Source organism: Salinimicrobium xinjiangense DSM 19287, from assembly GCF_000423585.1.
In the GTDB taxonomy this organism is placed as follows: Bacteria; Bacteroidota; Bacteroidia; order Flavobacteriales; family Flavobacteriaceae; genus Salinimicrobium; species Salinimicrobium xinjiangense.
The window spans coordinates 1-25158 of record NZ_AUIG01000024.1; the positions used below are offsets into that span (position 1 = coordinate 1).

The 25158-nt window shown below is 41.2% G+C and carries 22 protein-coding genes; 10 read left to right on the forward strand and 12 right to left on the reverse strand.

Annotated elements, in window-relative coordinates:
- The 3 genes from G564_RS20485 to G564_RS0109885 form a co-directional block, all read left to right on the forward strand.
- Positions 1-306: transposase (locus tag G564_RS20485; RefSeq protein WP_037373734.1), on the forward strand; the 306-nt coding region annotated here is incomplete at its 5' end.
- A 125-nt stretch (positions 307-431) separates the two neighbouring features.
- Positions 432-947 (forward strand): DUF2975 domain-containing protein, encoded by a 516-nt coding sequence (locus G564_RS0109880; protein ID WP_029037526.1) that lies wholly within the window; start codon positions 432-434, stop codon positions 945-947.
- A 3-nt stretch (positions 948-950) separates the two neighbouring features.
- A complete protein-coding gene (locus tag G564_RS0109885) occupies positions 951-1163 on the forward strand; it encodes a helix-turn-helix domain-containing protein (protein ID WP_029037527.1) in 213 nt (70 codons plus the stop codon).
- A gap of 400 nt (positions 1164-1563) precedes the next feature.
- On the opposite strand, the gene G564_RS0109895 is transcribed toward G564_RS0109885, so the two are convergent.
- From G564_RS0109895 to G564_RS0109920, 5 genes are all read right to left on the reverse strand, one after another.
- Positions 1564-1854 (reverse strand): FoF1 ATP synthase subunit delta/epsilon, encoded by a 291-nt coding sequence (locus tag G564_RS0109895; RefSeq protein WP_029037528.1) that lies wholly within the window; start codon positions 1852-1854, stop codon positions 1564-1566.
- Between the two features lie 76 nt (positions 1855-1930).
- Entirely contained in the window at positions 1931-3442 is a 1512-nt protein-coding gene (atpD, locus tag G564_RS0109900; protein WP_029037529.1) for a F0F1 ATP synthase subunit beta, read from the reverse strand.
- 271 nt (positions 3443-3713) lie between these two features.
- Positions 3714-5561 carry a glutamine--fructose-6-phosphate transaminase (isomerizing) gene (gene glmS, locus G564_RS0109910; protein ID WP_029037530.1) on the reverse strand — a complete coding sequence of 616 codons (1848 nt, stop codon included), beginning with the start codon at positions 5559-5561 and terminating at the stop codon, positions 3714-3716.
- A gap of 3 nt (positions 5562-5564) precedes the next feature.
- Positions 5565-7130, reverse strand: a complete 1566-nt coding sequence (locus G564_RS0109915) for a DUF4270 domain-containing protein (RefSeq protein WP_037373816.1) — start codon at positions 7128-7130, stop codon at positions 5565-5567.
- Between the two features lie 15 nt (positions 7131-7145).
- Positions 7146-7955: a glycogen/starch synthase gene (locus G564_RS0109920; RefSeq protein ID WP_029037532.1), complete on the reverse strand. Its 810-nt coding sequence runs from the start codon at positions 7953-7955 to the stop codon at positions 7146-7148.
- 106 nt (positions 7956-8061) lie between these two features.
- Between G564_RS0109920 and panC the strand changes: the two genes are divergently transcribed.
- From panC to radA, 5 genes are read left to right on the forward strand one after another with little or no spacing between them, the layout of a single operon-like run.
- A complete protein-coding gene (panC, locus tag G564_RS0109925; protein WP_029037533.1) occupies positions 8062-8910 on the forward strand; it encodes a pantoate--beta-alanine ligase in 849 nt (282 codons plus the stop codon).
- Between the two features lie 4 nt (positions 8911-8914).
- Entirely contained in the window at positions 8915-9265 is a 351-nt protein-coding gene (gene panD, locus G564_RS0109930; RefSeq protein WP_029037534.1) for an aspartate 1-decarboxylase, read from the forward strand.
- A gap of 3 nt (positions 9266-9268) precedes the next feature.
- Positions 9269-10234, forward strand: coding sequence for a lysylphosphatidylglycerol synthase transmembrane domain-containing protein (locus G564_RS0109935; protein ID WP_029037535.1), 966 nt, complete (start codon positions 9269-9271; stop codon positions 10232-10234).
- 34 nt (positions 10235-10268) lie between these two features.
- On the forward strand, positions 10269-11414 hold the full coding sequence (locus G564_RS0109940) for an alpha/beta hydrolase (RefSeq protein ID WP_029037536.1): 1146 nt from the start codon (positions 10269-10271) through the stop codon (positions 11412-11414).
- Between the two features lie 26 nt (positions 11415-11440).
- Positions 11441-12805, forward strand: a complete 1365-nt coding sequence (gene radA, locus G564_RS0109945; protein WP_029037537.1) for a DNA repair protein RadA — start codon at positions 11441-11443, stop codon at positions 12803-12805.
- A gap of 163 nt (positions 12806-12968) precedes the next feature.
- Here the strand turns inward: radA and G564_RS0109955 are convergent, their stop codons facing one another.
- A complete protein-coding gene (locus G564_RS0109955; protein WP_029037538.1) occupies positions 12969-13175 on the reverse strand; it encodes a hypothetical protein in 207 nt (68 codons plus the stop codon).
- A gap of 199 nt (positions 13176-13374) precedes the next feature.
- Entirely contained in the window at positions 13375-15636 is a 2262-nt protein-coding gene (gene katG, locus G564_RS0109965; protein WP_029037539.1) for a catalase/peroxidase HPI, read from the reverse strand.
- A 260-nt stretch (positions 15637-15896) separates the two neighbouring features.
- Between katG and G564_RS0109970 the strand changes: the two genes are divergently transcribed.
- The gene (locus G564_RS0109970) at positions 15897-17036 is read left to right on the forward strand and encodes a peptidoglycan DD-metalloendopeptidase family protein (protein WP_245583681.1); all 1140 of its coding nucleotides are present in this window, start codon (positions 15897-15899) and stop codon (positions 17034-17036) included.
- Here the strand turns inward: G564_RS0109970 and G564_RS0109975 are convergent, their stop codons facing one another.
- The 5 genes from G564_RS0109975 to G564_RS0109995 form a co-directional block, all read right to left on the reverse strand.
- Complete coding sequence (locus tag G564_RS0109975) at positions 17037-18002, reverse strand: OmpA family protein (RefSeq protein WP_029037541.1); 966 nt, start codon at positions 18000-18002, stop codon at positions 17037-17039.
- 29 nt (positions 18003-18031) lie between these two features.
- Positions 18032-18793 carry an exodeoxyribonuclease III gene (locus tag G564_RS0109980; protein ID WP_029037542.1) on the reverse strand — a complete coding sequence of 254 codons (762 nt, stop codon included), beginning with the start codon at positions 18791-18793 and terminating at the stop codon, positions 18032-18034.
- A complete protein-coding gene (locus tag G564_RS0109985) occupies positions 18790-21795 on the reverse strand; it encodes a GEVED domain-containing protein (RefSeq protein ID WP_029037543.1) in 3006 nt (1001 codons plus the stop codon). The genes G564_RS0109980 and G564_RS0109985 overlap by 4 nt, the downstream gene beginning before the upstream one ends.
- 108 nt (positions 21796-21903) lie before the next feature.
- Positions 21904-23442: a glycine--tRNA ligase gene (locus G564_RS0109990; RefSeq protein ID WP_029037544.1), complete on the reverse strand. Its 1539-nt coding sequence runs from the start codon at positions 23440-23442 to the stop codon at positions 21904-21906.
- Between the two features lie 63 nt (positions 23443-23505).
- Positions 23506-24387: a hypothetical protein gene (locus tag G564_RS0109995; RefSeq protein WP_029037545.1), complete on the reverse strand. Its 882-nt coding sequence runs from the start codon at positions 24385-24387 to the stop codon at positions 23506-23508.
- Between the two features lie 72 nt (positions 24388-24459).
- Between G564_RS0109995 and G564_RS0110000 the strand changes: the two genes are divergently transcribed.
- On the forward strand, positions 24460-25140 hold the full coding sequence (locus G564_RS0110000) for a ComF family protein (protein WP_029037546.1): 681 nt from the start codon (positions 24460-24462) through the stop codon (positions 25138-25140).
- Positions 25141-25158: the final 18 nt, after the last annotated feature.

Consider the following 25158-nt stretch of genomic DNA (forward strand, 5'->3'; position numbering starts at 1 on the left):
CCTGTGGAAGAAAAGCAGCGAAGAAACAATGTAGAAGCCACTATATTTCAGTTTGTGGTAAACATTAGAAATAAAAAAACCAGGTATCGGGGGCTCATCAAGAACCGAATGTGGGCATTTGCCCGCGGAATGTGGATAAATCTAGTGAGGATAGCCAAAAACATGGAGAAAATGTGTCCCTGGAGTCCCGGGAAATCCCAAAACTCTTTATTTTCTGGATTTTTTCACCTTCTAAACATTAAAAATCCTCTGATTTTCTCGTTTATCATAATGCAAATAAGAAACAACAATTTAATCGTCAAATAGTAGCCTCTCAGAGCTTTTCGAAATTAGGCTTTTTAGAGGTGACTCAAGGTTCAAGGTTTCGTAAGTGTGAAAAATTATTGATATTCAATAATTTTTCTATATTTGTTATTGATAAACAATAATAAATGAAACAACCGGTTCTTTTAAAAACTATTCTCGATATCTGCTTTATACTTCTTGCCCTGACATTTTTTAGTGCTGTTATTATTTTTATCATCACGATTAGCCATGGAGAGAGTTTTTATCCTATTACCGTAAATGGTAATATCCTTACAGAAATTACTCCCTCCACAGTAATTCTCATTTCAGCAGAATTAGTAATTGGGGGATTAATATTATATACGGTTTATATCATGAGGAAACTGATCAGGAACTTTTTAAAGGGAAAATTATACACCAGTTTCCAGATAGCGACTTTAAATCTGGTGGGAAAACTCATTATAACCATTACTCTTGCCAAAGGATTTATCGAATTTTTAGAAAAAATTCTTTTTGAATCAAAAGTGGGAGTTGATTTAGGTATGGAATTATCCTTCGGCTCTTTTTGGTTCATTCTTGCCATTGGCTTATTCTTCATTTACCTGAGCAAGATCTTTCAAAATGCAAAAGTTTTAAAAGAGGAAAATGAATTAACGGTCTAAACCATGGCGATTTATGTGAACCTCGACCTTATGCTCGAAAAGCGGCAAATGAAGAGCAATGAACTGGCAGAAAAGATTGGTATTACAACAGCCAATCTTTCTATTTTAAAGACAGGGAAAGCCAAGGCGGTAAGATTTTCGACACTGGAGGCAATTTGCCGTGAGTTAGATTGTCAGCCCGGGGATATCTTAGAGTATAGGGAAGAAGATCTATAGATCAGTTGAGCTAAAGCCTTTATTTTCATTTGTCTTTGGTCCACGGGCCAAAGCCGTGGCAACTCATTGAAAGTTCGTTATTTACGAATTCATAGGTCGCTCCTCTGGCGCTCTTTTTTTTAACAAAGCCCTTGTCCTATAAATATTCCGCCTCTCTGAAGTTCAATCCGTACACAGGATAAATTTATCTCCGGCTTCAGCCGGAGGGTTAGAGAAAATCGTCTTCCAGGGCTTTAGTCCAGCATCCCAAAGTAGCTCCGGAGGCGCGAAATGTTTATAGATCCTAAAAAGTTCAGACCGCAGAGCTCCGGAGGAGCGGCATTTTCCTTTCAGTCCTTAATACAAAAAAACCTGTCGCTTTCGCAACAGGTTTTTATAATAGGAATAAATTTTGTTCAGCTTAATCTGCTAAAACAATAACTTTATTGTCTTTCATTTCTACTACTCCGCCATCAACTTGTAAAATAAGGATCTTACTATCGGCTGCATCTCTTTTAAAATCTTTTGACAGATCATCAGATTTTACAGGATGAGAATGGGTAAAGACTTTGATCTCTCCTTTAGTAAGTACAGAAACTATAGGAGCGTGATTATTCAGCATTTGAAACTGACCTTCCACACCCGGCACACTTACAGAATCTACCTCTGCACTAAGCAGAACGGCTTCCGGAGTAACTATTTCTAAATACATATTTTTAGTATTGAGAATTGAGTATTGAGTAGTTAGAGAATTCATCTCAATACTAACTACTCAGTACTCAATACTATTAAGCTTCAGCTAACATTTTTTCTCCGGCCTCGATAGCCTCTTCGATAGTACCTTTCAGGTTGAATGCAGCTTCCGGAAGGTGATCTAATTCTCCATCCATGATCATGTTGAAACCTTTGATGGTTTCCTTAATGTCTACAAGTACTCCTTTAAGTCCTGTGAACTGCTCGGCAACATGGAACGGCTGAGAAAGGAAACGCTGAACACGTCTTGCACGTGATACAGCCAGTTTATCTTCTTCAGAAAGTTCTTCCATACCAAGGATGGCAATAATATCCTGAAGTTCTTTATATCTCTGTAGCAACTCTTTTACTCTTTGAGCACAGTTATAGTGATCTGCACCAAGAATATCCGCAGTAAGAATCCTTGATGTTGAATCAAGAGGATCTACCGCCGGATAAATACCAAGCTCGGCAATCTTACGCGAAAGTACTGTGGTTGCATCAAGGTGGGCGAAAGTTGTAGCAGGCGCCGGGTCAGTCAAGTCATCTGCAGGTACGTAAACCGCCTGTACAGATGTAATAGACCCATTCTTGGTAGAAGTAATACGCTCCTGCATCGCACCCATCTCTGTTGCAAGTGTAGGCTGATAACCTACCGCAGATGGCATACGTCCAAGAAGTGCAGACACCTCAGAACCTGCCTGTGTAAAACGGAAAATGTTATCTACGAAGAATAGTACGTCTTTCCCCTGCCCTTCTCCGGCACCATCACGGAAATACTCCGCAATGGTAAGACCAGATAAAGCCACACGGGCACGTGCCCCGGGAGGTTCGTTCATCTGCCCGAATACGAATGTTGCTTTTGAATCAAGAAGCGCTGTTTTATCAACTTTTTCAAGATCCCATCCACCTTCTTCCATTGAATGCATGAAATCATCACCGTATTTTATAATACCAGATTCAAGCATCTCTCTCAAAAGGTCATTTCCTTCACGTGTTCTTTCCCCTACTCCTGCGAATACCGAAAGACCACCATGTCCTTTTGCAATATTGTTAATTAATTCCTGGATCAATACAGTCTTACCAACCCCTGCACCTCCAAAAAGGCCAATTTTACCTCCTTTTGCGTAAGGCTCAATAAGGTCGATTACCTTGATTCCTGTATATAGTACTTCTGTCGAAACAGATAAATCTTCGAATTTTGGAGACTCCCTGTGAATAGGAAGACCATTTTCATTTGCTTTAGGCAGATTTCCAAGACCATCAATGGCATCCCCGATCACGTTGAACAAACGACCAAAAACTTCTTTTCCAATTGGCATCTGGATAGGAGCTCCTGTTGCAAAAACTTCTACGCCACGGCTCAAACCATCGGTTGAGTCCATAGAAACCGTTCTTACTGTGTCTTCACCAATGTGAGATTGAACCTCAAGAACCAATATTGATCCATCTTTCCTGGTAATCTCAAGAGAATCGAAGATCCTTGGCAATTCAGCATTCTCTGTGTCGAACTTCACGTCAACAACAGGGCCGATAACTTGTGCAACTTTACCTGTAACTTTAGACATTATCTATTCCTTTAATATTGTGTTTTTATAAATAACTAAAAAAGAACCCGTAACAACTTTTTAATCTATTATAAAAGTCCGTCTCTTTTTCAGGCTGCAAAGATAGTTTTTTTGTATAAAAGTCTATAAGAGAAATAATAACTTTTTCTAACCTGAACATCCTGATTATTTTTAAGACCAAAATCCAATTGGAAAAGCCATTTTGGGGAGGTATAAAAAAACCTGCGACTTTTCTGCCGCAGGTTTTTATTTAATAATGATGATCTAAGTTTTATTCAACCGTAACCGATTTTGCGAGGTTCCTGGGTTGGTCAACATCTTTGCCAAGCAGGACCGCAATATGATAAGAAAGCAGCTGCAACGGAATGGTTGTGATAAGCGGCGTAAGAGCTTCAATGGTATCTGGCACCTCAATCACATGATCTGCAAGATCCCTAACGCTCGTATCACCCTCGGTCACTATACCGATGATCTTACCCTGCCTGGATTTGATCTCCTGGATATTACTCACAACTTTTTCATAGTGTCCTTTGCGGGTAGCGATCACCACCACCGGCATCTCTTCGTCAATAAGGGCTATGGGTCCGTGTTTCATCTCGGCCGCAGGATAACCTTCTGCATGGATATAAGATATCTCCTTTAATTTAAGAGCACCTTCTAAAGCTACGGGGAAATTAAATCCGCGTCCCAGATACAGACAATTACGGGCATCTTTATATTTTAAAGCAACTTCTTTAATATGATCATTTTGCTTTAAGGCAACTTCAATTTTCTGCGGAATGGTCTCCAATTCCTGCAGGTGCATATGATAATCTGTATTTGAAATACTTCCTTTAGCCTTGGCCAGCTTTAAAGCTATAAGGGTAAGAACTGTGATTTGAGTTGTAAATGCTTTTGTCGAAGCCACACCAATTTCAGGCCCGGCATGAGTGTAAGCACCCGCATTGGTCTCTCTCGAAATTGAAGATCCAACCACATTACACACTCCAAAAACGAATGCGCCTTTTTCCTTTGCAAGCTTAATTGCCGCCATGGTATCGGCAGTCTCACCACTCTGTGATATTGCAAGCACAATATCATCGGAATTTATAATAGGATTTCTGTAACGGAATTCTGAAGCATACTCTACTTCTACAGGAATTCTCGCCAGATCCTCAAACACATATTCGGCTACCAGCCCGGCATGCCAGGAAGTACCACAGGCAACAATAACAATTCTTCGGGCATTAAGAAAACGCTCCAGGTTATCATCTATCCCCGCCATTCTGATAATACCCTCTTCAGCAAGTAATCTTCCGCGGTAAGTATCTCTAATTGCACTTGGCTGTTCATAGATCTCCTTCAGCATAAAGTGGTCGAAATTATTTTTTTCGATCTGCTCAAGGTTTAACTGAAGCTCCTGAATGTAGGGATCAACTAACGAATCATCTTTGATCTTTCTCACCTTAACTCCCTTGTTCCTTCTCACCACGGCCATTTCACCATCTTCAAGGTAAATTGCATTATTAGTAAACTCAATGAATGGAGAGGCATCTGAAGCTATAAAATATTCATCTTCTCCAACTCCTATTGCCAGAGGGCTTCCCAGTCTTGCTACTACAATTTCATTTGGCTTAGCCTTATCAAACACCGCAATTGCATATGCTCCTATTGTTTGATTCAAAGCAATTTGCACAGCTTTCCCAAGCTTTACATCTTCCTTTTTTATAACATCCTCTATAAGATTCACCAGTACTTCTGTGTCTGTATCTGAATGAAACTTATATCCCCTTTTGATCAATTCCTTTTTTAGAGATTCATAATTTTCAATGATCCCATTATGAATGATCACGAGATTTCCCGAATTCGAAACATGAGGATGCGAATTTACATCATTCGGCACCCCGTGTGTCGCCCAGCGGGTATGGCCAATACCCAGAGTTCCTGAAGTATCAATTTCATTCTCCAGCTTTTCTTTTAAATCGGCAACCTTACCTTTGGTCTTGCACAATTTCAACTCTTTATCATCAAACAGAGCGATTCCCGCACTATCATACCCCCTGTACTCCAGTCTTTGAAGTCCCTTCAAAACAATGGGATAGGCATCTCTATACCCAATGTACCCAACTATTCCACACATAATCTAATTCTTTGGTTCTGTATAATAAATATTTAATTTTAGTCTCTTATCGTCATCTTCGGCATCAGGACCATATAAGACAGTTCCGAGCGGCGTAATAATAGAGGAAACCGGCACACCTGTGACCTCCACCTCTTCTCCGGGCAAAACGGAAGACATTGAAATAAGATTTACGTTCTGAGAAACAACAAGTCCCAGACGAACATTTGCTGCTTCATTATTCAGAATTTCATTAATATGTCCGGTGATTCTCACCCTGTATTTAATACCATTCCCATTCTCATCCCTCTCTAAAGGAACCAGATGCCGGTTATTTGAAACCGAGGAAGGATTATTCATTTGCCCCTGTGAATCCAGCACATAATCTACCAGCACTCTCCTATTATCCAGGTCATACAAATAGACTCTCTCCGGCTCTCTCAATCCGGTCATATAATTTCGATTCACATGAAAAACCAGATTGGCTTCATTTATCAGCCAATTGTTTTCCCTTAAAAATTCAAGTTCATCGGAGACGCCGTCATTATCAGTATCAGGACCCGAAAAAAGCTCAATAACAGCCATAGACCCCTCTCCACCTTTAAGAAACAGGTTTTCATCATCATTAAAATCTGGCATTTCCTGGTTAAAAGTATTCACCCGGCTATTACCAAAATTGAGTTTATAGGATCTTCTTACTTCTACCAACTCCTCCAGGTCATCATCCTCATCTTCATCTCTGCTGTCCGGAACATTGGTTCTATAATAAAGTGTGATCCCTGAATTTTCCTGTTGAACATTTAAAAGCATCATACTGCCGTTATCACCTACCTGATCTGCCTTTAAATAAACTCCCCTAAAATAATCCCTGAAGTTGTTAAAGTTAAGCAGATCTGAACTCCCCTGATTATCCAGAATTTTATTCTGAAAAAAATCCTTATTAAGCTTTACACGAAGTGCAGGGGCAAGGGTAAGGGTGTCTATTTCCCCGTTATTTCCCGGAGCATACTCGGTGAGAGATTGCGCAGAGGGAGTGAAATTTTCATTCTCGTAAAGCAGAGCTCCTGAATTGTTTAGAATACGGGGCTCCATATTGGAGTAATATTTCTGACTCTGTTGGAAATCTGTTTCGGGGTCAAGATTATTTAGAAAAAACTTTGACTCTATTACAGAAAGCTTTATGGGACCACTGCCATAGATGGAGTCTAATTTATATTCGGTTTCACCTTCTTCGATGACTTCCCGGGAAAAATAAGGGATAGACAATACAACACTATCCAATACGGGCTCGGTACCAAAATCGGGATTAGGGGTAGTCAGGATAACGCTGGATAAAATATTAGCTTCCTGCGTCCCAAACAAGGGATCGCTATAAACTCCCAGCAGGTTAAGCTGCAGGTTATTGGTTTGCACGGCTTCGGGTGTAAAAGTGCGGGCGCTGATTTCTGCTTCATCATAAAGAGCTGCATTAAATCCCGGTTCTCCAATAACACCGCTGCCTATAGTTTCGAAATCGTCTTCACAAGCTATAAACGAAAAAACAACAGCTACAACTGTTGTTATTTTCAACATCTTATTCTTTAAATTCATTAAATTTATTTCTAATTAAGAGAGTACCTGTTTGGTATAGAATTCCTGGTAAGCCTGAGCAAATTCCTCTCTGTTTTTGTAATCCAACACGGGCTTGGCAAGTTTACTTAAATATTTTTTTAGTTCTTCAGGAATATTATCTCCTGCGATAATCACAGCATCAGAGTTATCTACTGCGGTTTTTATCAAATTGACATAGGTAGGCTTTTTCAAATGTTTTACCTGATCGTTCTCCAAGCCATCAAAGAGCACTTTTTTGTACATGTCATTATCTAACGTCCCTTCGAAGTCCTGATTGTATACAGAGGTAACAATTTTTGCCGTATTAAATAGCGGCTCATTGCCGTAATAGTTCCTGAGATATAGTGGCAGCATGGAGGATAACCATCCGTTAACATGAATAATGTCTGGTGCCCAGTTAAGTTTTTTGACCGTTTCAATTACTCCTTTGGCAAAAAAGATTGCTCTCTCATCGTTATCGGGAAAAAGATTTCCTTCTTCATCGGTAAGAGTAGCTTTCCTCTTAAAATAATCTTCATTATCAATAAAATACACCTGCATTCTCTCCTTGGGAATAGAGGCAACTTTAATGATAAGTGGCATATCAAGATCGTTAATGACAAGATTCATTCCCGATAACCTTATCACCTCATGAAGCTGGTGCCTGCGCTCATTTATATTTCCGAAACGAGGCATAAAAATACGTATTTGGCCACCATGGCTATTCACCATTCTGGGGGCTTCAAATGACATAGATGAAATTTCAGTCTCGGGTAAATAGGGAATAACTTCAGATGATACGTACAATATCCTCTTATCTTTCATAGGATCACTTTAAATGCTGTTGTGAAATAAAAACACGCAAAAATACAAAATTTTATGCAGATTGCCAGTATTATATTAAGTTTGCACCCCGCTAAGTTTGAATAAAATGCAGATTTTTAAGGAGAAGGATGCTCTCAAAAAGCACATTAAAGCTTTAAAGAATGAAAAAAAGAGCATAGGTTTTGTACCCACTATGGGGGCCTTGCACGAAGGGCATCTTTCCCTTATTAAACAAGCTATTTCTGCCTGTGATAAGGTTGTAGTGAGCATCTTTGTAAACCCTACCCAGTTCGATAACCCCAGTGACCTTGAAAAATATCCCCGCACCCTTGACCAGGATGTAGCAAAGATTAATGAGGTTGACCGGGATGTTTTAATTTTTTCCCCTCCGGCTTCTGAAATCTATGGGGATCAAATTATTTCTGAAGAGTTCTCTTTCGATGGTCTGGAACATCAAATGGAGGGAAGATTCCGGAAAGGACATTTTAATGGAGTTGGGACCATTGTAAAGAAGCTATTTGAAATGGTTGAACCAGATAAGGCTTTCTTTGGAGAAAAGGACTATCAACAGTTACAAATTATAAAGAAGCTTGTTGAAAAACAAAATCTTAAAGTGGAGATCGTTGGCTGCCCTATACACCGTGAGATCAATGGATTGGCCCGAAGTTCCCGGAATGAAAGGTTAAGCCCCGAAGCGCGACAAAAAGCTTCGTTCATATATAGTATCCTGCAACAGGTAAAGGAGGATTTTGGCACAAAAAGTGCAACAGAGATCAACACCTGGGTTTCTCAGGAGTTTGAATCCTATCCTGGTTTGGAACTGGAATATTTTGAGATTGCAAATGCCGATACCTTAACCAGTATACGGGATATAGAAAATAACATAAAATACCGGGCCTTTATTGCTGCTTATTCGGGTGAGATAAGGTTAATTGATAATATAGCTCTAAATTAGCAACATGCAAATTCACGTTGTAAAATCTAAAATTCATCGCGTTAAAGTAACCGGAGCAGATCTCAATTATATTGGGAGCATTACAATAGACGAAGATCTTATGGATGCGGCCAATATCATTGAAGGAGAGAAGGTTCAAATAGTGAATAATAATAACGGGGAACGCCTGGAGACCTATGCTATTCCCGGACCTCGTAACAGCGGTGAGATTACTCTTAATGGCGCAGCAGCACGTAAAGTTGCCAAAGGAGATGTGCTTATTCTTATTACCTATGCCATAATGGACATTGAAGAGGCCAAGAATTTCAAACCTGCACTGGTCTTCCCTAATGAAGAAAACAACCTGCTGAATTAAATTTTGAAGAAACAGCTTTTAAAGTTTTCCAAAACATTTCTTCCTCTATTATTGGGAGTTTTCCTGATTTGGTATTCTTTAAGCAGCGCTACGCCACAGGAACGGCAGGAGCTTTGGAACAACATCAAACTTGCCGATATGGAATGGGTGTGGTTAAGTGTTTTTTTTGGTGTCCTTTCTCACCTTTCCCGTGCATACAGATGGAAGTACCTCTTAGAACCTTTGGGTTACAGGCCCCGGTTTGCCAATAGTTTTATGGCGGTTATGAGCGGATATCTTGCCAACCTAGGCGTACCCCGCTCCGGAGAGGTATTAAGAGGTGCCACCCTGGCCACGTATGAAAAGGTGCCCTTTGACAAAGCCTTTGGCACAATAGTATCAGAGAGGATTGCCGATCTGGCTATGGTACTTATCATTACTATCATTGGATTCCTTATCCAGACAGAGCAGCTCATCTCCTACTTCAGGGCTAATGATATAAATCCCTTCCTTACGATAGGAATTTTTCTTGCAATGGTATTCATCGGAATCCTGTTCCTGAATCTCATAAGAAGGTCCAGCCACAGATATATGATCAAGATTAGGGAATTCGCCCGCGGACTCCTGGAAGGCATGCGCAGCATTCTGAAGATGAAAAGAAAAAAAGAATTTTTACTGCACACTCTTTTCATATGGGTAATGTATCTGCTTATGTTTTACGTGATCAAATACGCCATCCCCGAAACAAATTCTCTTACCATAGCAGGTTTTATGGCCGCCTTTATAGTAGGAACCTTTGCCATAACCACAACAAATGGCGGGATAGGAATCTATCCTATCGCAATGGGTGCAGTTCTGCTTCTTTTTGGAATTAACCAACAGGCGGGGGAAGCTTTCGGCTGGATCATGTGGGGATCTCAAACCCTAATGGTTGTGGTATTAGGAGGTTTTTCCCTATTATTTCTCCCACTTTACAATCAAAAGAAATAATATATATATTGCTTTAGGAAAAAACCTACTGCATATGAGGAAATTATACTTCTTTATTCTAATATTTTTTGTGGCTCAGTTGAGCTTTTCTCAGACACTTTACAAAACCATTAACTCCTCAAGATTAGGCAATGAACGAGAGCTAAAGATTCAGTTGCCCCGTAACTACGATCAAAACTCACAAAAGAAATACCCCTTAATAATCGTATTAGATGGGGATTATCTTTTCGAACCTATGGCCGGGAATGTGGATTATTACTCCTACTGGGATGAAATTCCGGAAGCTATTGTGGTAGGGGTAAACCAGGTTAACAGCCGTGATGAAGACAGCATGTATGATCCTCAACGCTATTTACCTGAAAAAAAAGGAGCCAAGTTTTTTGAATTTGTGGGAATGGAGCTTTTGCCTTTTCTTGATAACACCTATCGTACCTCAAAATTTGTGGCCATTGCAGGACATGATATTACATCCAACTTCCTCAATTATTACCTGTTCAAGCCGGAACCATTGTTTCATGCCTATATCAATTTAAGTCCCGATCTCGCACCCGAAATGGCCAATCGCCTGGTCGAATCACTCCGGGTTCAGGCCAAATCAACATGGTTTTATTTATGCACAGGATCAAATGATATCCCAGATCTTAAAAAAGAAATAAAGGGTCTGGATAAACAGCTTAGCGGATTAGATCATCCCAATTTAAAATACCGTTTTGAAGAATTCGATGCTGCCACTCATTATACCCTTGTCAGCAAAGCATTACCTGGTGCTCTTGAACATATTTTCTCCTCTTACAAACCTATTGGATTAAAAGAATATGATGAAATTGTAATGGAAGGAAACTCACCTTTCGATTATTTAACCAAAAAATATGAGGTTATCAACAACAATTTTGGGATTCAAAAGAACGTAAGGGTGAACGATTTTTTGGCTGTAGGCAAAGCTCTTGAATTTATTCAGAACTGGGATGACCTGGAGCGATTGGGTGAACTGGCACGAAAACAATATCCATCATCGGCATTGGGAACATATTATCTTGCCCGGGCCTATGAAGCCAGTGGAAGACCTAAAAAGGCTATGAAAACCTACCAAAGTGCGTACGGGCAGGAGGAAGTAGCCTTCGTCACTGTCGATTTTATGCTGAAAAAAGCTGAATTAATTAAGCAAGATTTCGGTTATTAGCTGTTCATTTCTGAAGCTTAACCTTAATGGCTAAACTAAAAACCTCATTTTACTGTCAAAATTGCGGTACACAACACAGCAAATGGCAGGGCCAATGTAATTCCTGCAAAGAATGGAATACTCTGGTTGAAGAGATCCTGGAAAAAACTGAAAAACAATCCTGGAAATCCCCTTCTTCACCGGTAGTTAAAAGAGTGGCAAAACCCCTTCGAATTTCGGAGATTGAAACATCGAAAGAAGAAAGACTCAAAACCAATGACCAGGAGCTGGACCGTGTGTTAGGTGGCGGCATAGTTCCCGGGTCCCTTACCCTTTTAGGTGGAGAACCGGGAATTGGAAAAAGCACGCTGCTCTTACAAATCTCCCTGAATTTAAGGTATAAAACGCTGTACGTTTCAGGTGAAGAAAGTCAGCAACAAATAAAAATGAGAGCACAAAGAATCAATCCAGATTCCAATAACTGCTTCATACTCACTGAGACCAAAACCCAGAATATCTTTCAGCAAATCGAGAAACTTGCGCCCGAGATAGTCATTATTGATTCCATACAAACTCTTCATAGTGACTATATCGAAAGTGGTCCCGGCAGCATTTCGCAGATAAGAGAATGTACTGCAGAATTAATAAAATACGCCAAAGAAACAGCTACTCCTGTTATTTTAATCGGTCACATCACCAAAGAAGGCAGCATTGCGGGACCTAAAGTACTGGAGCATATGGTAGACACAGTTCTTCAATTCGAAGGAGATCGCAATCATGTGTACAGGATTTTGAGAGCACATAAAAATCGATTTGGCTCCACCCATGAACTTGGAATATATGAAATGCAGGGAAACGGGCTTCGGGAGGTGAGTAACCCATCAGAAATTCTTATTTCAAAGAATGAAGAGGATCTAAGCGGCACTGCAATAGCTGCAACTCTGGAAGGCGTGCGACCGCTTATGATCGAAATACAGGCCCTGGTAAGTTCGGCAGTTTACGGCACCCCTCAACGTTCGGCAACCGGCTATAATGCCAAGCGATTGAACATGCTGCTAGCCGTACTGGAAAAAAGGGCAGGATTCAGGTTGGGAGCAAAAGATGTTTTTTTGAATATTACCGGTGGTATCTCTGTAGACGACCCGGCCCTGGATCTGGCAGTAGTGGCTGCCATTCTCTCTTCAAATGAAGACATTGCCGTACCTAAAGATATTTGTTTTGCAGCAGAAGTTGGACTTGCAGGAGAAGTACGCCCGGTGACGCGTGTAGAACAAAGAATTATGGAAGCTGAAAAATTGGGGTTTAGCTCCATAATCATCTCTACACAAAGTAAGATCCCAAAAAATAACTTTATCATTAAGATCCAAAAAACTTCAAAGATTGAAGATGTAGTCAGCTATTTGTTTGGGTGACCCTGGTATTCAAAAAAGGCACACTTCAATTCTTAAATGAGGTGAATCAGAAAGAAGATCCTAAAGAGAGAGAAAATCCGGCAGCTCATTAGTTTCGGTTTTAAACAGAATTACTATAAAGTAACAGAACCGCTCTTTTTGGAGCGGTTCTGTTACTTTATAGTTATCTCTGTCTGTGTTCTGAAGCTACCTCATCTGTATCTTTCCTGTACTTAAGCATGGAAATTCCGGCGATGAAAAATATGAAACCCAGGATAGCCAATGCCCATGGGCTGAACATTAAGGCAAGACTGCCAAATATTCCCAGTACACCCATGATGAGTGCAATTCCACCTCCAATTAACATTATAACTGCTAAGATCTTGATCATAACTTCATGTTTTGGTTAAACAATAAAGTTATTACATAATAAGAAAACATAAGTAGAATTAACACTTTCTAAAGAAAATACTCAATTTTTAATTATATAACTGACAAAAATATGGAATACATTCAAGGCCTGCCGAAAAAATTAAGGAGGTCCCAAAAAGACCTCCTTATAGTTTACACAGCAAATATGCAGTTAAAGATCAGTTCTTAATTTCAAAACGATCCAGGTTCATCACCTTATCCCAGGCTTTTACGAAGTCTCTGACAAACTTCTCCTTTGCATCATTGGAGGCATAAACTTCTGCAAGTGCCCTCAGTTCAGAATTAGAGCCAAAAATGAGATCCACTCTTGTTCCTGTCCATTTGACTTCATTTGAGATACGATCACTGCCTTCAAAAACATGTTGAGAATCAGATTTTGCTTTCCAGGTTGTACGCATATCAAGCAGGTTCACAAAGAAATCATTAGTAAGTTCTCCCGGTCTATCGGTAAAGACACCATGTTTTGAACCGTTGTAATTAGTGTCGAGTACCCGCATTCCGCCTAATAGGACAGTCATTTCGGGAGCTGTTAGACCCAGAAGCTGTGCCTTATCAACCAGCATCTCTTCGGCTGAAGCTTCGATATTGTCCCTGTTCCTTGCATAATTCCTGAATCCGTCAGCATTTGGCTCCAGGGCTTCAAAGGCTTCTATGTCGGTTTGTTCCTCTGTAGCATCCGTACGACCAGGTGCGAAAGGCACTCCAATGTCAAAGCCTGCATCTTTTGCGGCTTTTTTAACTGCCAGACATCCTCCTAAAACAATAAGATCGGCAAGTGAGACTTTCTTATTTCCATTCTGACTATTATTAAAATCTTCCTGAATTTCCTCAAGTTTCATTATCACCTGCTGCAATTGGGGCGGATTATTTACTTCCCAATGTCTTTGTGGTGCAAGGCGAATTCGTGCCCCGTTTGCACCGCCACGTTTATCTGAATTTCTAAAGGTAGAAGCCGATGCCCACGCAGTGGATACTAATTGGGAAACTTCAAGCCCAGACTTGAAGATCATTTTCTCAAGTGCGGCAATATCATTCTTGTCAATCAGATCATGATCAACTGCCGGCACGGGGTCTTGCCAAATCAATTCTTCCGAAGGAACTTCAGGCCCCAGATAACGGGAAACCGGTCCCATATCCCGGTGAGTTAATTTATACCAGGCTTTGGCAAAAGCATCTGCAAATTCATCTGGATTTTCATGAAAATGTTTGGAGATCTTATAATATTCCGGATCCTCACGCAAAGCAATGTCCGAAGTGAGCATGAAAGGTGCATGCTTCTTATTGGGATCAAAAGCATCTGGTATTAAACCTTCGCCTGCACCATCTTTAGGTTTCCACTGGAAAGCACCCCCTGGTCCTTTATGGCATTCCCATTCGAAACCAAAGAGATTTTCAAAAAAATTATTACTCCATTGCGTAGGAGTCTGAGTCCAGGCTCCTTCAATTCCGCTGGTGATGGTATCCGGTCCTTTACCCGAGCCAAATTTATTTTTCCAACCCAGTCCCAGTTCTTCAATAGGCGCACCTGCAGGTTCTGCAGCCACATTCTCTACAGGATCTGCCGCTCCATGAGTTTTCCCAAAGGTATGGCCGCCTGCGATCAAAGCCACAGTTTCATAATCATTCATCGCCATACGTCCAAAGGTTTCCCTAATGTCCTTGGCCGATCCAAGAGGATCCGGGTTGCCATTAGGTCCTTCAGGATTTACGTAGATTAAACCCATGTGAGAAGCTCCAAGAGGTTGTTCTAATTTATTGTCGTTTGCATAGCGCTCTTTATTTCCAACCCATTCTCCTTCAGAACCCCAGTAAATATCTTCCTCGGGCTCCCATATATCTTCACGACCACCACCAAATCCGAAAGTTTGAAAGCCCATAGACTCTAAGGCAACATTACCTGTCAGGATCATTAGGTCTGCCCAGGAAATTTTTCGCCCGTATTTTTTCTTAATCGGCCAAAGAAGGAGGCGGGCCTTGTCGAGATTAGCATTATCGGGCCAGCTGTTCAAAGGTGCAAAACGCTGGGATCCCGAACTGGCTCCTCCACGCCCATCGGTTATTCGGTAGGTACCGGCACTGTGCCATGCCATGCGTATGAATAATCCCCCGTAGTGACCGTAATCTGCCGGCCACCAATCCTGTGAGTCAGTCATTAGATCCTGAAGATCTTTTTTTACTGCTTTAAGATCAAGGCTTTTAAATTCTTCGGCATAATTAAAATCCTCCCCCATGGGATCGGAAAGGTTCGAATGTTGTCTTAGAATAGATAAATTAAGAAGATTTGGCCACCAATCGCGGTTTGAGGTTCCACTGCCGGCGGTTTTGTTCATCGCACCACCCAAAAAAGGGCACCTGCTGGATTCGTTTACCTCCCAAACCTTATGAGTTCCGGGAGAGTTTCTATGTTCATTTTTTTCCATTTGAGAGAGGTTTTAGAAGATTAATACCTAAAAATATTATAATTATTTCCTATAGATTTAATTTTTCCATACTAATTATTTATGGTCAGTAAACAAAAATTATTGAACGGTAGCCATCAAGAATAGTTTGTATTTCCATTTAAGATTTCTTCCTCTTAAATATAGGAAAATCCAAACTTTCCTGAAAATGAGATTTTTGAAATATATAGGGCTGAAGAAAACCTGTTCTTAATTGGCATACTTTCTGCATTTTACACCAAGTGAAAAAGAAAAACCCACTACTGATATTCAGTTTCCTGGTCCTTTTTGGATTAGCAGGTGTCACTTCCTGTTCCAGGGTAAACAAAGTGAAAGACATTTTTGATAAACCTACGGCAAGAGAAAAGTATGAACGTGATTATGAAAAGGATTCTCTAGCTTTTTCCCAATGGAAACAAGCTTTTGAGAGTGCACTATACGATAGTATAGCTATTGCCCTTCCCTATGCCGAAACGGGGAAATTCTCTCCCACTGCTCCAAAGGTCTATACTTACAACTTTTCTCTTAATCCGGGGGAACGCCTACAGGTTTCTGTGGATACCGACTCTGTTAATCCTCTCGTGTTTATTGATCTCTTCCGGCAGGAGATAGATTCGGTAGTTACTTATGAGCATATTAAGTCAGCTGAATTCAACACAAAAATCCTGCAGCAGGAAGTGAATGAGCCGGGAATCTATAAGCTGTTGCTTCAGCCGGAAATAAATTCCACATCCTCTTTCAGCTTAAGCGTATTTAAAGAACCCGTGTATATCTTTCCTGTCGCAGGAAAAGGAAATGCTTCAGTTCAGAGTTTTTGGGGGGCTGTTCGTGATGGTGGCCGCCGAAGCCATGAAGGCATAGATATATTTGCAACACGTGGAACGCCTGTAGTTGCCGTAACCGAAGGCAGAGTCTCTTCAACAGCAAATAAAGGACTAGGTGGTAAACAGGTATGGCTTAGAGATGGCAAGCGGGGACAATCCTTATATTATGCTCATCTGGACAGTATTATTGCCACCCCCGGAATGAGAGTCTCTCCCGGTGATACCCTGGGCCTCGTGGGAAATACAGGGAATGCTAAAACAACCGCACCACATTTACATTTTGGAATATATAAAGGATATAGGGGAGCTCAGAATCCTTTACCCTATGTATTTCAAACTGCCAAACCGGAGAAAATAGCACCTATTGCAGCTTCAGATTATCTCCTTTCTACAGGCACTGCAAATCTACGGAAAGGACCTTCCACGAAAGCTGAGATCACAACACAGGTTAAACCAAACGATACGTTGAAGTTCTTAGGAGAAACGACAGATTGGTATCATGCCAGACTCGGAGAGGAAAATTTCTATATCCACAAAAGTCTGGCACGACCCCTTTAGTTATTCTATTTCCTGAAGCAGTTTATTGATCTCATCAAGTTTGGGAGTGAGGATCACTTCTATCCTGCGATTCTTTGCCCTGCCTTCTGCGGTATCATTTGTTGCTACAGGAGCGAATTCTCCCCTCCCTGCAGCCGTAAGATTTTGAGGATCTATATCGCGATTTTGCTGCAGTAACTGGACAATGGAAGTAGCTCTCTTAGTAGACAGGTCCCAGTTATCATTCAATTGACCGCTTCCATTATACGGCACGTTATCGGTATGTCCTTCTATTAGTACTGCGATATCGGGGTTTTGAGCGAGTACCGATGCAAGTTGCTGCACAGCTTTTTTCCCTTCGGACCCAACTGCCCAGCTTCCGGAACTAAACAGAAGTTTGTTCTCCATAGAAACATAGACCTTACCATCCCTTTGCTCCACGGTAAGACCTTTGCCTTCAAAATTTACAAGGGCCTTGGAAATGGCATTTTTAAGAGCATTCATTTTAGCATCCTTAGCAGCGATAACACTCTCTAATTCATCAACTCTCTTTGAACGGGCAGCCAGATCTTTCTCCAGCTTTTCAAGTCTAGCCTTTTCAGCAACCAGGGCTCTTTCCTTGTTGTCCAGTTCTGCAAGTAATTCTCTGTTCCTTTTTGAATTTTCAGCAAGTGCAGAAGAACTGTTCGCCTCCAATGCATCATAGGAAGTTTTTAACTTTTCATAGCTGGTCCTTGTAGTGTTGTACTGCTCCTGAAGCATATCGCGTTCAGCTTTTGTCTTTTCATATTCGGCCTGAAGTGCAGCAAGATCTGCTTCATTTTTCTCATTACGGGATTGAAGATCCCTGTAATTGCGTGAGAGCTCACGGTTTTCATCCTGCAACTGAGCATGTCGACTTTCGAGATCCTTATAAACCTTTGAAGACACACAGGAGGTAAGCAGAACAGAACTGCTTAAAAAGGCAATAAAAAAATATTTTTTCATAATGGGGGGATAAATATTATTTGGTCGATCTATTCTATTTCCAAAAGAACGGGACAATGATCACTATGTTGCGCATCGGGTAAAATTACTGCACGTTTCACCCGGTCCTGCAAGGGTTCACTCACCAGATGGTAGTCAATTCTCCAGCCCTTATTATTTCCACGTGCTCCAGCCCTATAACTCCACCAAGAGTAATGACCAGGTTCAGCATTGAACTGTCTGAAAGAGTCAACAAATCCGCTCTTCATAAAGTTACCAAGCCATTCCCTCTCCACCGGTAGAAAACCGGAGGTGTTCTTTAGCCTTACAGGATCATGAATATCAATTTCTTCATGGCAAATATTATAATCTCCACAGATCACCAGGTGAGGAAGATCCTGTTTCAGCTCATCAACATATTCCTGAAAATCGGCCATATACTGAAGCTTATGTTCCAGCCTGTTAATATTCGTTCCCGAGGGTAAATACATGCTCATCACCGAAAAATCTTCAAAATCTACCCTTACATTGCGCCCTTCAAAATCCATGTAATCTATTCCGGTTCCAAAAATGACATTTTTGGGCTCTATTTTACTAAGGATAGCTACTCCGCTGTAGCCTTTTTTAACTGCCGGAAACCAGGAGTTGAATTTATAGCCGAGTTCTTCAAAGGGTTCCTGATCAAACTGCTCTGGAGTCGCTTTGATCTCCTGGAGACAAACTACATCGGCATTTGTTTTATCAAGCCATTCTATAAATCCTTTTCTTATTGCTGCTCTAATTCCATTGACATTGTAAGAAATTATCTTCATTCTGATTCTGAAAATTTTGCTGTTTTAACTAATATTCGCTGCACCCGTCCTTCTTCCCGGGTGCCCAATCTTACCAGGTAAACTCCCGGTGCGGCATAAGACATATCTAATGTATAAAGATAACTACCAAGTTCTTTACCCGATGTATCCCGCGTATAAGGAAATGTATTCTGACCTTTACGCACCATATTCTCCACCAGTTTTTGTCCTAACAGGTTGTGTACAGTTAACCATAGCGGATTTTGATATGTAGTTGTAAACCGAATGTCAAAGATATTCTCTCCTGAAGAACTTATCACTAATTCCCCCTGCTGAATTTCTGACTCTTCAAGTCCATCTACAATAACGACGGAATAATCATCTGTAGTTCCAAATTGCATTACACTACATGGATCACTGACATTCCCCTGAAAACGGGGATCCCCTGCTCTGACACGTAAAATATGTTCCCCCAGCGGGGCATCTTCAGGTATATTAAATTCAAAGATGGTTATTAAATTTGATGATCTAAGATCACCCGATCGAACCAGCATTTCTTCGGGTTCAAATACCGCATTGTCATTAAAATCTATCCACATGGAGAATTCGCTGGTCGAATTAGATCTTACTCCCACCTGGTATACTCCTCTTTGGCGATCCAGCCGGGTAGACATCCCAATAAAATTATTGTAGCCGGTAGTACAGTAAATATTAGTATTGACTATTTCTTCAAGATAAAAGGCATTTATTCCATCGGCAAAAGCACAGGAAGAACCATCGGGGATACAGCTGAGATTGGCAAAAGTTTGACTTGAGCTGTCGTTATCAGGCCCTGAATCTCCCGCCAGAAAAGTGGAAACAGTAATTAAATAAATCCCACTCTCGCTAACGTCCACAGGCTGTGTAAAGGTGTAAGAGATCTCCGAATTTGGTAAGACGGTTTCACTTACTGTCTCTCTAATGAATTCACCATCATCAAGCCGGTATCCAATTTCAAAATTACTCTGGGGCTCTCCCCCAAAATTCTGTATGCTTACGACAACATCCTCTATTCCAAGGTCATTATCTGATACTGGGCTGTGAATTTCTGTCACACCAATGTCCTTAGGAGGTAAATTGATAATTGTTTCTGCATGGAAATCATTGCCAAAATCCCTGTCACCCACCAGGTTGGTCTTTACCAGGATCTCATAGCTATCTCCAACGCGTGAGAGATCAGCAGCCTGGGCGAAGGTAAACTCAATTTGACTCGTAGGTGCAATTGTTCCGGTAAACATTTCTCTTACCCAATCATTCGATCCTACTCTATACCAGATTTCAAAATTTGACTGAGGTTCACTTCCAAAATTTCTAAGTGTGACAGTTATTTTCTCTTCACTACCAAGAGTAGCAGAGACGGGGGCAAGAATGGCTGTCACCCCAACATCTTTAGCGAATTGAGGTGCTATTTTAAAAACACCCACTTTATTTAGGCGTGATCCCCCCATAAAATACTCCCCATTGTACCAAAAAGTTTCATTATCAATGGGATCGATACTGGTGTGGGCGTAATCTCCATACCGATTACTATTATTGGGAACGGTACTTTCAGCCACAGTTTCTTCCTGGAATGTCATAACCCCCAGAGGATCTCCGGCATATCTGCCTGTGAATCTCAAAGTAGGGTATAGAGGTTCTTCAGGATTATCATTCATCACTGTAAAACCCATTCCAATATTTCCGTATTTATCAATACCTATACTTCCGCACCACCGATCATTCATATCTGGCGCGTATGTCCCCTCCTGGTAAACACTCCAGGGGCCACCTCCGGCATCCTGTCTTAATTCATACCAACGTATACCGGCATGCTCAACCACGGTAGGATCTATATCAACCACAAAATTGAAGACTACCGAATTATGCGTCTCAAATCTTCGGAAAGATGTTGGATACATTATTGCTCCCTGCAAAGCATCAACATCGGGAGCATTTCCGGGTTGTGAGAGGTTTCTGAAGCTTCCGCCATCGAAGGTACTATGAAACGGTGTGACTCCTTCGGAGGGCCCCAGTTCCTGTGATTCTGAAATTGTAGAATTCGATATATCATTCCAGTCTACATTGACTAACCATATTTTCAAATTATCCTCATTTACTCCCATCCATGCATCATCCTGAAAATAAATGATCGGCGAATTTCCGGGAGCCGGCATTTCTTCTCCTACGGCATTAAAAGCCGCGGGGCTGTAAAACCCGTTGACTCTTACTCCCGGCAATGGGAAACCTACATGGCGGGCTTCTTCTCCCAACAGCATCCTGTCTCTTTCCAGTACAAAAACCACCTCATGAATATCTTCATCTTCCGGATCCTGGTTGGTGGTCACATAATACCCGTCACTCCACACAAAAAATTTAGGATAATCGGGAAATGTACCTGTTTCAAATCTATAGGTATACCAGCCGTCATTAACAGGATCGGGTCCCTGGGAAACAGCCACCAAAAGACTGTTGGGAGAGTCACTGAATTGCGTAATGAGAAACCTGTCGGCGAATTGATCATAAACTACAATGGGGTCTCCAAGATCTTCATTAGTGAATTCTCCGCCAAGACTTTCAAGATCGGCCGGTGGGGAAAGAAGATTTCCTTCCTTGTCAAAGATGGAAAATCCACTGTTCCAGGCATTCACATAGTGATTAGGACCAACAGCACCCGTTGGATCTGTTGGAGTGTGAAAAGTGTTGGCTGCATCAAAGGTGATAATTGGCGCCTTCATAGGCACCTGCCCCGGCTCTTTTTGCCAGGCAGCATCTACGGTTCGGGGGAAACCTTTCCCGGGAACAATGCGATTAGCACTTCGGTTCTTCGGGTTGACTTCCTTTAGTTCCTTATTAGGTGCAATTAATTCTTTTGTCGATAAGGGAGCAGTACGTGAAGGCTTTGCCAGTCCGTGAGATACAGGACCGGATTTTTGTTGTATTGTTTGACCGTACAACCCCATGTACAAAAGGAACATGAGGACAGGAAAAAAGTATTTCTTGACCATGTAGGGAGCTTTATGTTTTAAAGTTAAGATTTTAGCCAGAGTTGGAACAAAAAAAAGAACAATTCCTATAGACTTGCTCTTTTTTAACTCAATTTAAACAGAAAAGACCTACTTATTAAGCCAATGCTTTAAATCTGTCGCCTCCAGAATTAGTTTTGACAACTCAGATATATGAATTCTTTTTTGTTCCATGCTATCGCGATGTCGCACGGTGACGGTTTTATCCTCAAGAGAATCGTGATCTACAGTAATACAAAACGGAGTTCCCGCAGCATCCTGTCTTCGGTACCTGCGGCCTATAGCGTCCTTTTCATCATATTGTACATTGAAGTCCCACTTTAATTCGTCTACAATTTCGCGGGCGAGCTCCGGCAAACCATCCTTCTTGACCAGCGGGAGGACAGCTACCTTATAGGGAGCAAGTATGGCCGGTAATTTTAAGACCGTTCTGGAGCTACCATCCTCAAGTTCCTCTTCTTTTAGTGAGGCTGAAAGTACAGCCAGGAACATCCTGTCAAGGCCAATGGAAGTTTCGATCACATAGGGCACATAATTCTCCTTTAATTCGGGATCATAAAACCTGAGTTTTCTTCCCGAAAATTCTTCGTGAGCCTTAAGATCAAAATCCGTTCGGGAATGTATACCTTCTAACTCTTTAAATCCAAACGGAAAATTAAATTCTATATCTGTCGCGGCATTGGCATAATGAGCCAGTTTTTCATGATCGTGGAAGCGATAGTTCTCTTCGCCTAAGCCCAGCGAAAAATGCCATTTTTGACGCACTTCCTTCCAGTGCTCATACCATTCGAGCTCTTCACCCGGACGTACAAAATATTGCATTTCCATCTGCTCAAACTCCCGCATCCTGAAAATAAATTGCCTTGCCACGATCTCATTTCTAAAGGCTTTTCCCGTTTGAGCTATTCCAAAAGGTATTTTCATTCTTCCGGTCTTCTGAACGTTGGAAAAATTAACGAAAATACCCTGAGCTGTTTCAGGGCGTAGATACAGATCTGAAGCAGTCTCTGAAGAGGCTCCCAGCTTGGTGCCGAACATAAGGTTGAACTGTCGCACTTCGGTCCAGTTCTTTGATCCTGTTTCGGGATCGGCAATACCCAATTCCTCTATTAAAGCTTTTACATCTTTAAGATCTTCATTCGTCAGGGAACGCCCCAATCTCTCAAGTATCTCTTTCCTTTCATTTAGATACCGCTGCACCCTGTCATTGGTATTGACAAATTGCTCTTCATCAAAGGCATCTCCAAAGCGTTTACGCGCCTTTTCGATTTCCTTTTGTGCTTTCTGAAGAATTTTTTCAGCATGATCCTCTACCAGAACATCGGCCCGGTATCGCTTTTTTGAATCCTTATTATCAATTAGCGGATCATTAAAAGCATCGACATGTCCCGAGGCTTTCCAGGTAGTAGGATGCATTAAAATAGCAGCATCAATACCTACTATCTCCTGATGCAGCTGCACCATGCTTTTCCACCAGTAATCCCTGATATTCTTTTTTAATTCTGCACCGTTTTGCCCATAATCATAAACAGCACTTAAACCGTCATAAATTTCGGAGGATGCAAATATGTACCCATACTCTTTGGCATGGGAAATTACGTTCTTAAAAAAATCTTCTTGTTTTGCCATAGGACAAAAATAAAAAAACCGCCCCGATTAAGTTCAGGGCGGTTTGATTAATTACTAATAAGTTTATCTGAGACTAAAACTGGTCGCACCAATTAGATTAGTACCCTCATAAACCAGTACCTTATAATTTCCTTCGATGAGTCTGTCAGAAACTGTGTTGGCCAGGATACAAACATCCAGCTCCTCATTTTCATAGAAAACTTTTGTAGCCGCGCTGTAAACCATCACTCCGCCATCATGCTGTACAGCAATCTGGTCTCCCACCAGTTCGTTGTTAGGATTGTACACCTGTACATAGAGATCTTTTTCCCCTGCTTCGGCAAGTGCATTAGGCGTAAGTGAGAAACAGGTTCTTATTTTATCTACTCTTCGGGTCCTGTCATTCTCAACCAGTCTTCCACTATTCCTTTCAATTACACCTTCTCCTCTAAGATTACTCACCTTAAGCTGTGCAGCCTGATCTATTTTGGCTCCCATAGCCCGGGTCTGTACCTGAAGAGAATCGGAAATCCGGGTTCTTTCCAGCAGCACATTGTTAGTACTGTCAATCTCAGTTATAAGCCGCTGATTCTGGTTACTAAGGCTATCCACGACCCTGAACAATTGCTCCTTTTCGGCCTTTAGGTTACTTACTTCTCTTCTGTAACGGGCAATTAAGGCAAGATTCGCCTCCATATCCTGAACAGAATCTCTTAAAGCCACGATCCTTTCTCGTGCAGCAACAAGCTCCCGATCCAGTTCTTCATTATTCCCTATGGCCTCATCATATTTGATAATAAGGTCATTTAGTTCACCTTCTATAACAGCTTTCTCCTGTTTTAATAGTTCCTGATTCTCTTTTTCTTCATTATAAAATTTAATAGTATAAATACCCAATGCAACCAAAGCTACTGCCAAAACTCCGGTAAGGATCTTTAAGGCATTATTACTTTTCTGGTCTGTCATAATAAATGATTTTAACGGTTTTACTTTGTAAATTTAGGAGTTTTAATTCCCCCACAACTAATTTCTTAACAAATGTTTCACGATTTCTTAGACTTACTTTATCCTAGGATGTGCCATGGCTGTGAAAACCCTTTAAATGCTAATGAAAAAATCCTTTGTACAACCTGCCTGCATGAACTCCCTGTCACGAACCAGCATCTGGAGAAGGATAATGCGGTCGAAAAGATCTTCTATGGAAGAATTCCTGTAGAGAATGCCGTCTCCTTACTTCATTTTGAAAAAAAAGGAATGGTACAGAGACTAATTCACAACCTCAAATATCGCGGTCATGAGGAAATAGGAGATTTTCTGGGAGACTGGTTAGGTAGTGAATTAAAGAAGTTCCCTGAGTGGCAGGAAATTTATGCTGTGATACCTGTTCCCCTGCACAGGCAGAAGCTCAATAAAAGAGGCTATAATCAGGTCACAAAATTTGGTCAGCAAATTGCCGAAGCACTCGATGCAGAATTTTATGATGAAGTTTTGCTCAAAGTTACTGCGACTCAAACCCAGACTGTCAAAAAACGATTTGCACGCTGGGGAAATATTGACGAAACCCTGGTAGTAAAAAATGCCGAACTTCTGGAAGGGAAACATGTGCTACTGGTAGATGACCTTGTCACCACGGGGGCAACTTTGGAAGCATGCGCACAAAAACTACTCAAAATTCCGGGGTTAAGAATCAGCATTGCCACCATGGCCGTTACCCATTAAGACTTCAGGATTAAAAGA

What these genes read in the sequence shown, in the direction of transcription:
- G564_RS0109880 (WP_029037526.1), top strand. Translation starts at nt 432, where the DNA reads ATGAAACAACCGGTTCTTTTAAAAACTATTCTCGATATCTGCTTTATA.
- G564_RS0109885 (WP_029037527.1), top strand. Translation starts at nt 951, where the DNA reads ATGGCGATTTATGTGAACCTCGACCTTATGCTCGAAAAGCGGCAAATG.
- G564_RS0109895 (WP_029037528.1), bottom strand. Translation starts at nt 1,854, where the DNA reads ATGTATTTAGAAATAGTTACTCCGGAAGCCGTTCTGCTTAGTGCAGAG.
- atpD (WP_029037529.1), bottom strand. Translation starts at nt 3,442, where the DNA reads ATGTCTAAAGTTACAGGTAAAGTTGCACAAGTTATCGGCCCTGTTGTT.
- glmS (WP_029037530.1), bottom strand. Translation starts at nt 5,561, where the DNA reads ATGTGTGGAATAGTTGGGTACATTGGGTATAGAGATGCCTATCCCATT.
- G564_RS0109915 (WP_037373816.1), bottom strand. Translation starts at nt 7,130, where the DNA reads ATGAATTTAAAGAATAAGATGTTGAAAATAACAACAGTTGTAGCTGTT.
- G564_RS0109920 (WP_029037532.1), bottom strand. Translation starts at nt 7,955, where the DNA reads ATGAAAGATAAGAGGATATTGTACGTATCATCTGAAGTTATTCCCTAT.
- panC (WP_029037533.1), top strand. Translation starts at nt 8,062, where the DNA reads ATGCAGATTTTTAAGGAGAAGGATGCTCTCAAAAAGCACATTAAAGCT.
- panD (WP_029037534.1), top strand. Translation starts at nt 8,915, where the DNA reads ATGCAAATTCACGTTGTAAAATCTAAAATTCATCGCGTTAAAGTAACC.
- G564_RS0109940 (WP_029037536.1), top strand. Translation starts at nt 10,269, where the DNA reads ATGAGGAAATTATACTTCTTTATTCTAATATTTTTTGTGGCTCAGTTG.
- radA (WP_029037537.1), top strand. Translation starts at nt 11,441, where the DNA reads ATGGCTAAACTAAAAACCTCATTTTACTGTCAAAATTGCGGTACACAA.
- G564_RS0109955 (WP_029037538.1), bottom strand. Translation starts at nt 13,175, where the DNA reads ATGATCAAGATCTTAGCAGTTATAATGTTAATTGGAGGTGGAATTGCA.
- katG (WP_029037539.1), bottom strand. Translation starts at nt 15,636, where the DNA reads ATGGAAAAAAATGAACATAGAAACTCTCCCGGAACTCATAAGGTTTGG.
- G564_RS0109975 (WP_029037541.1), bottom strand. Translation starts at nt 18,002, where the DNA reads ATGAAAAAATATTTTTTTATTGCCTTTTTAAGCAGTTCTGTTCTGCTT.
- G564_RS0109980 (WP_029037542.1), bottom strand. Translation starts at nt 18,793, where the DNA reads ATGAAGATAATTTCTTACAATGTCAATGGAATTAGAGCAGCAATAAGA.
- G564_RS0109985 (WP_029037543.1), bottom strand. Translation starts at nt 21,795, where the DNA reads ATGGTCAAGAAATACTTTTTTCCTGTCCTCATGTTCCTTTTGTACATG.
- G564_RS0109990 (WP_029037544.1), bottom strand. Translation starts at nt 23,442, where the DNA reads ATGGCAAAACAAGAAGATTTTTTTAAGAACGTAATTTCCCATGCCAAA.
- G564_RS0109995 (WP_029037545.1), bottom strand. Translation starts at nt 24,387, where the DNA reads ATGACAGACCAGAAAAGTAATAATGCCTTAAAGATCCTTACCGGAGTT.
- G564_RS0110000 (WP_029037546.1), top strand. Translation starts at nt 24,460, where the DNA reads ATGTTTCACGATTTCTTAGACTTACTTTATCCTAGGATGTGCCATGGC.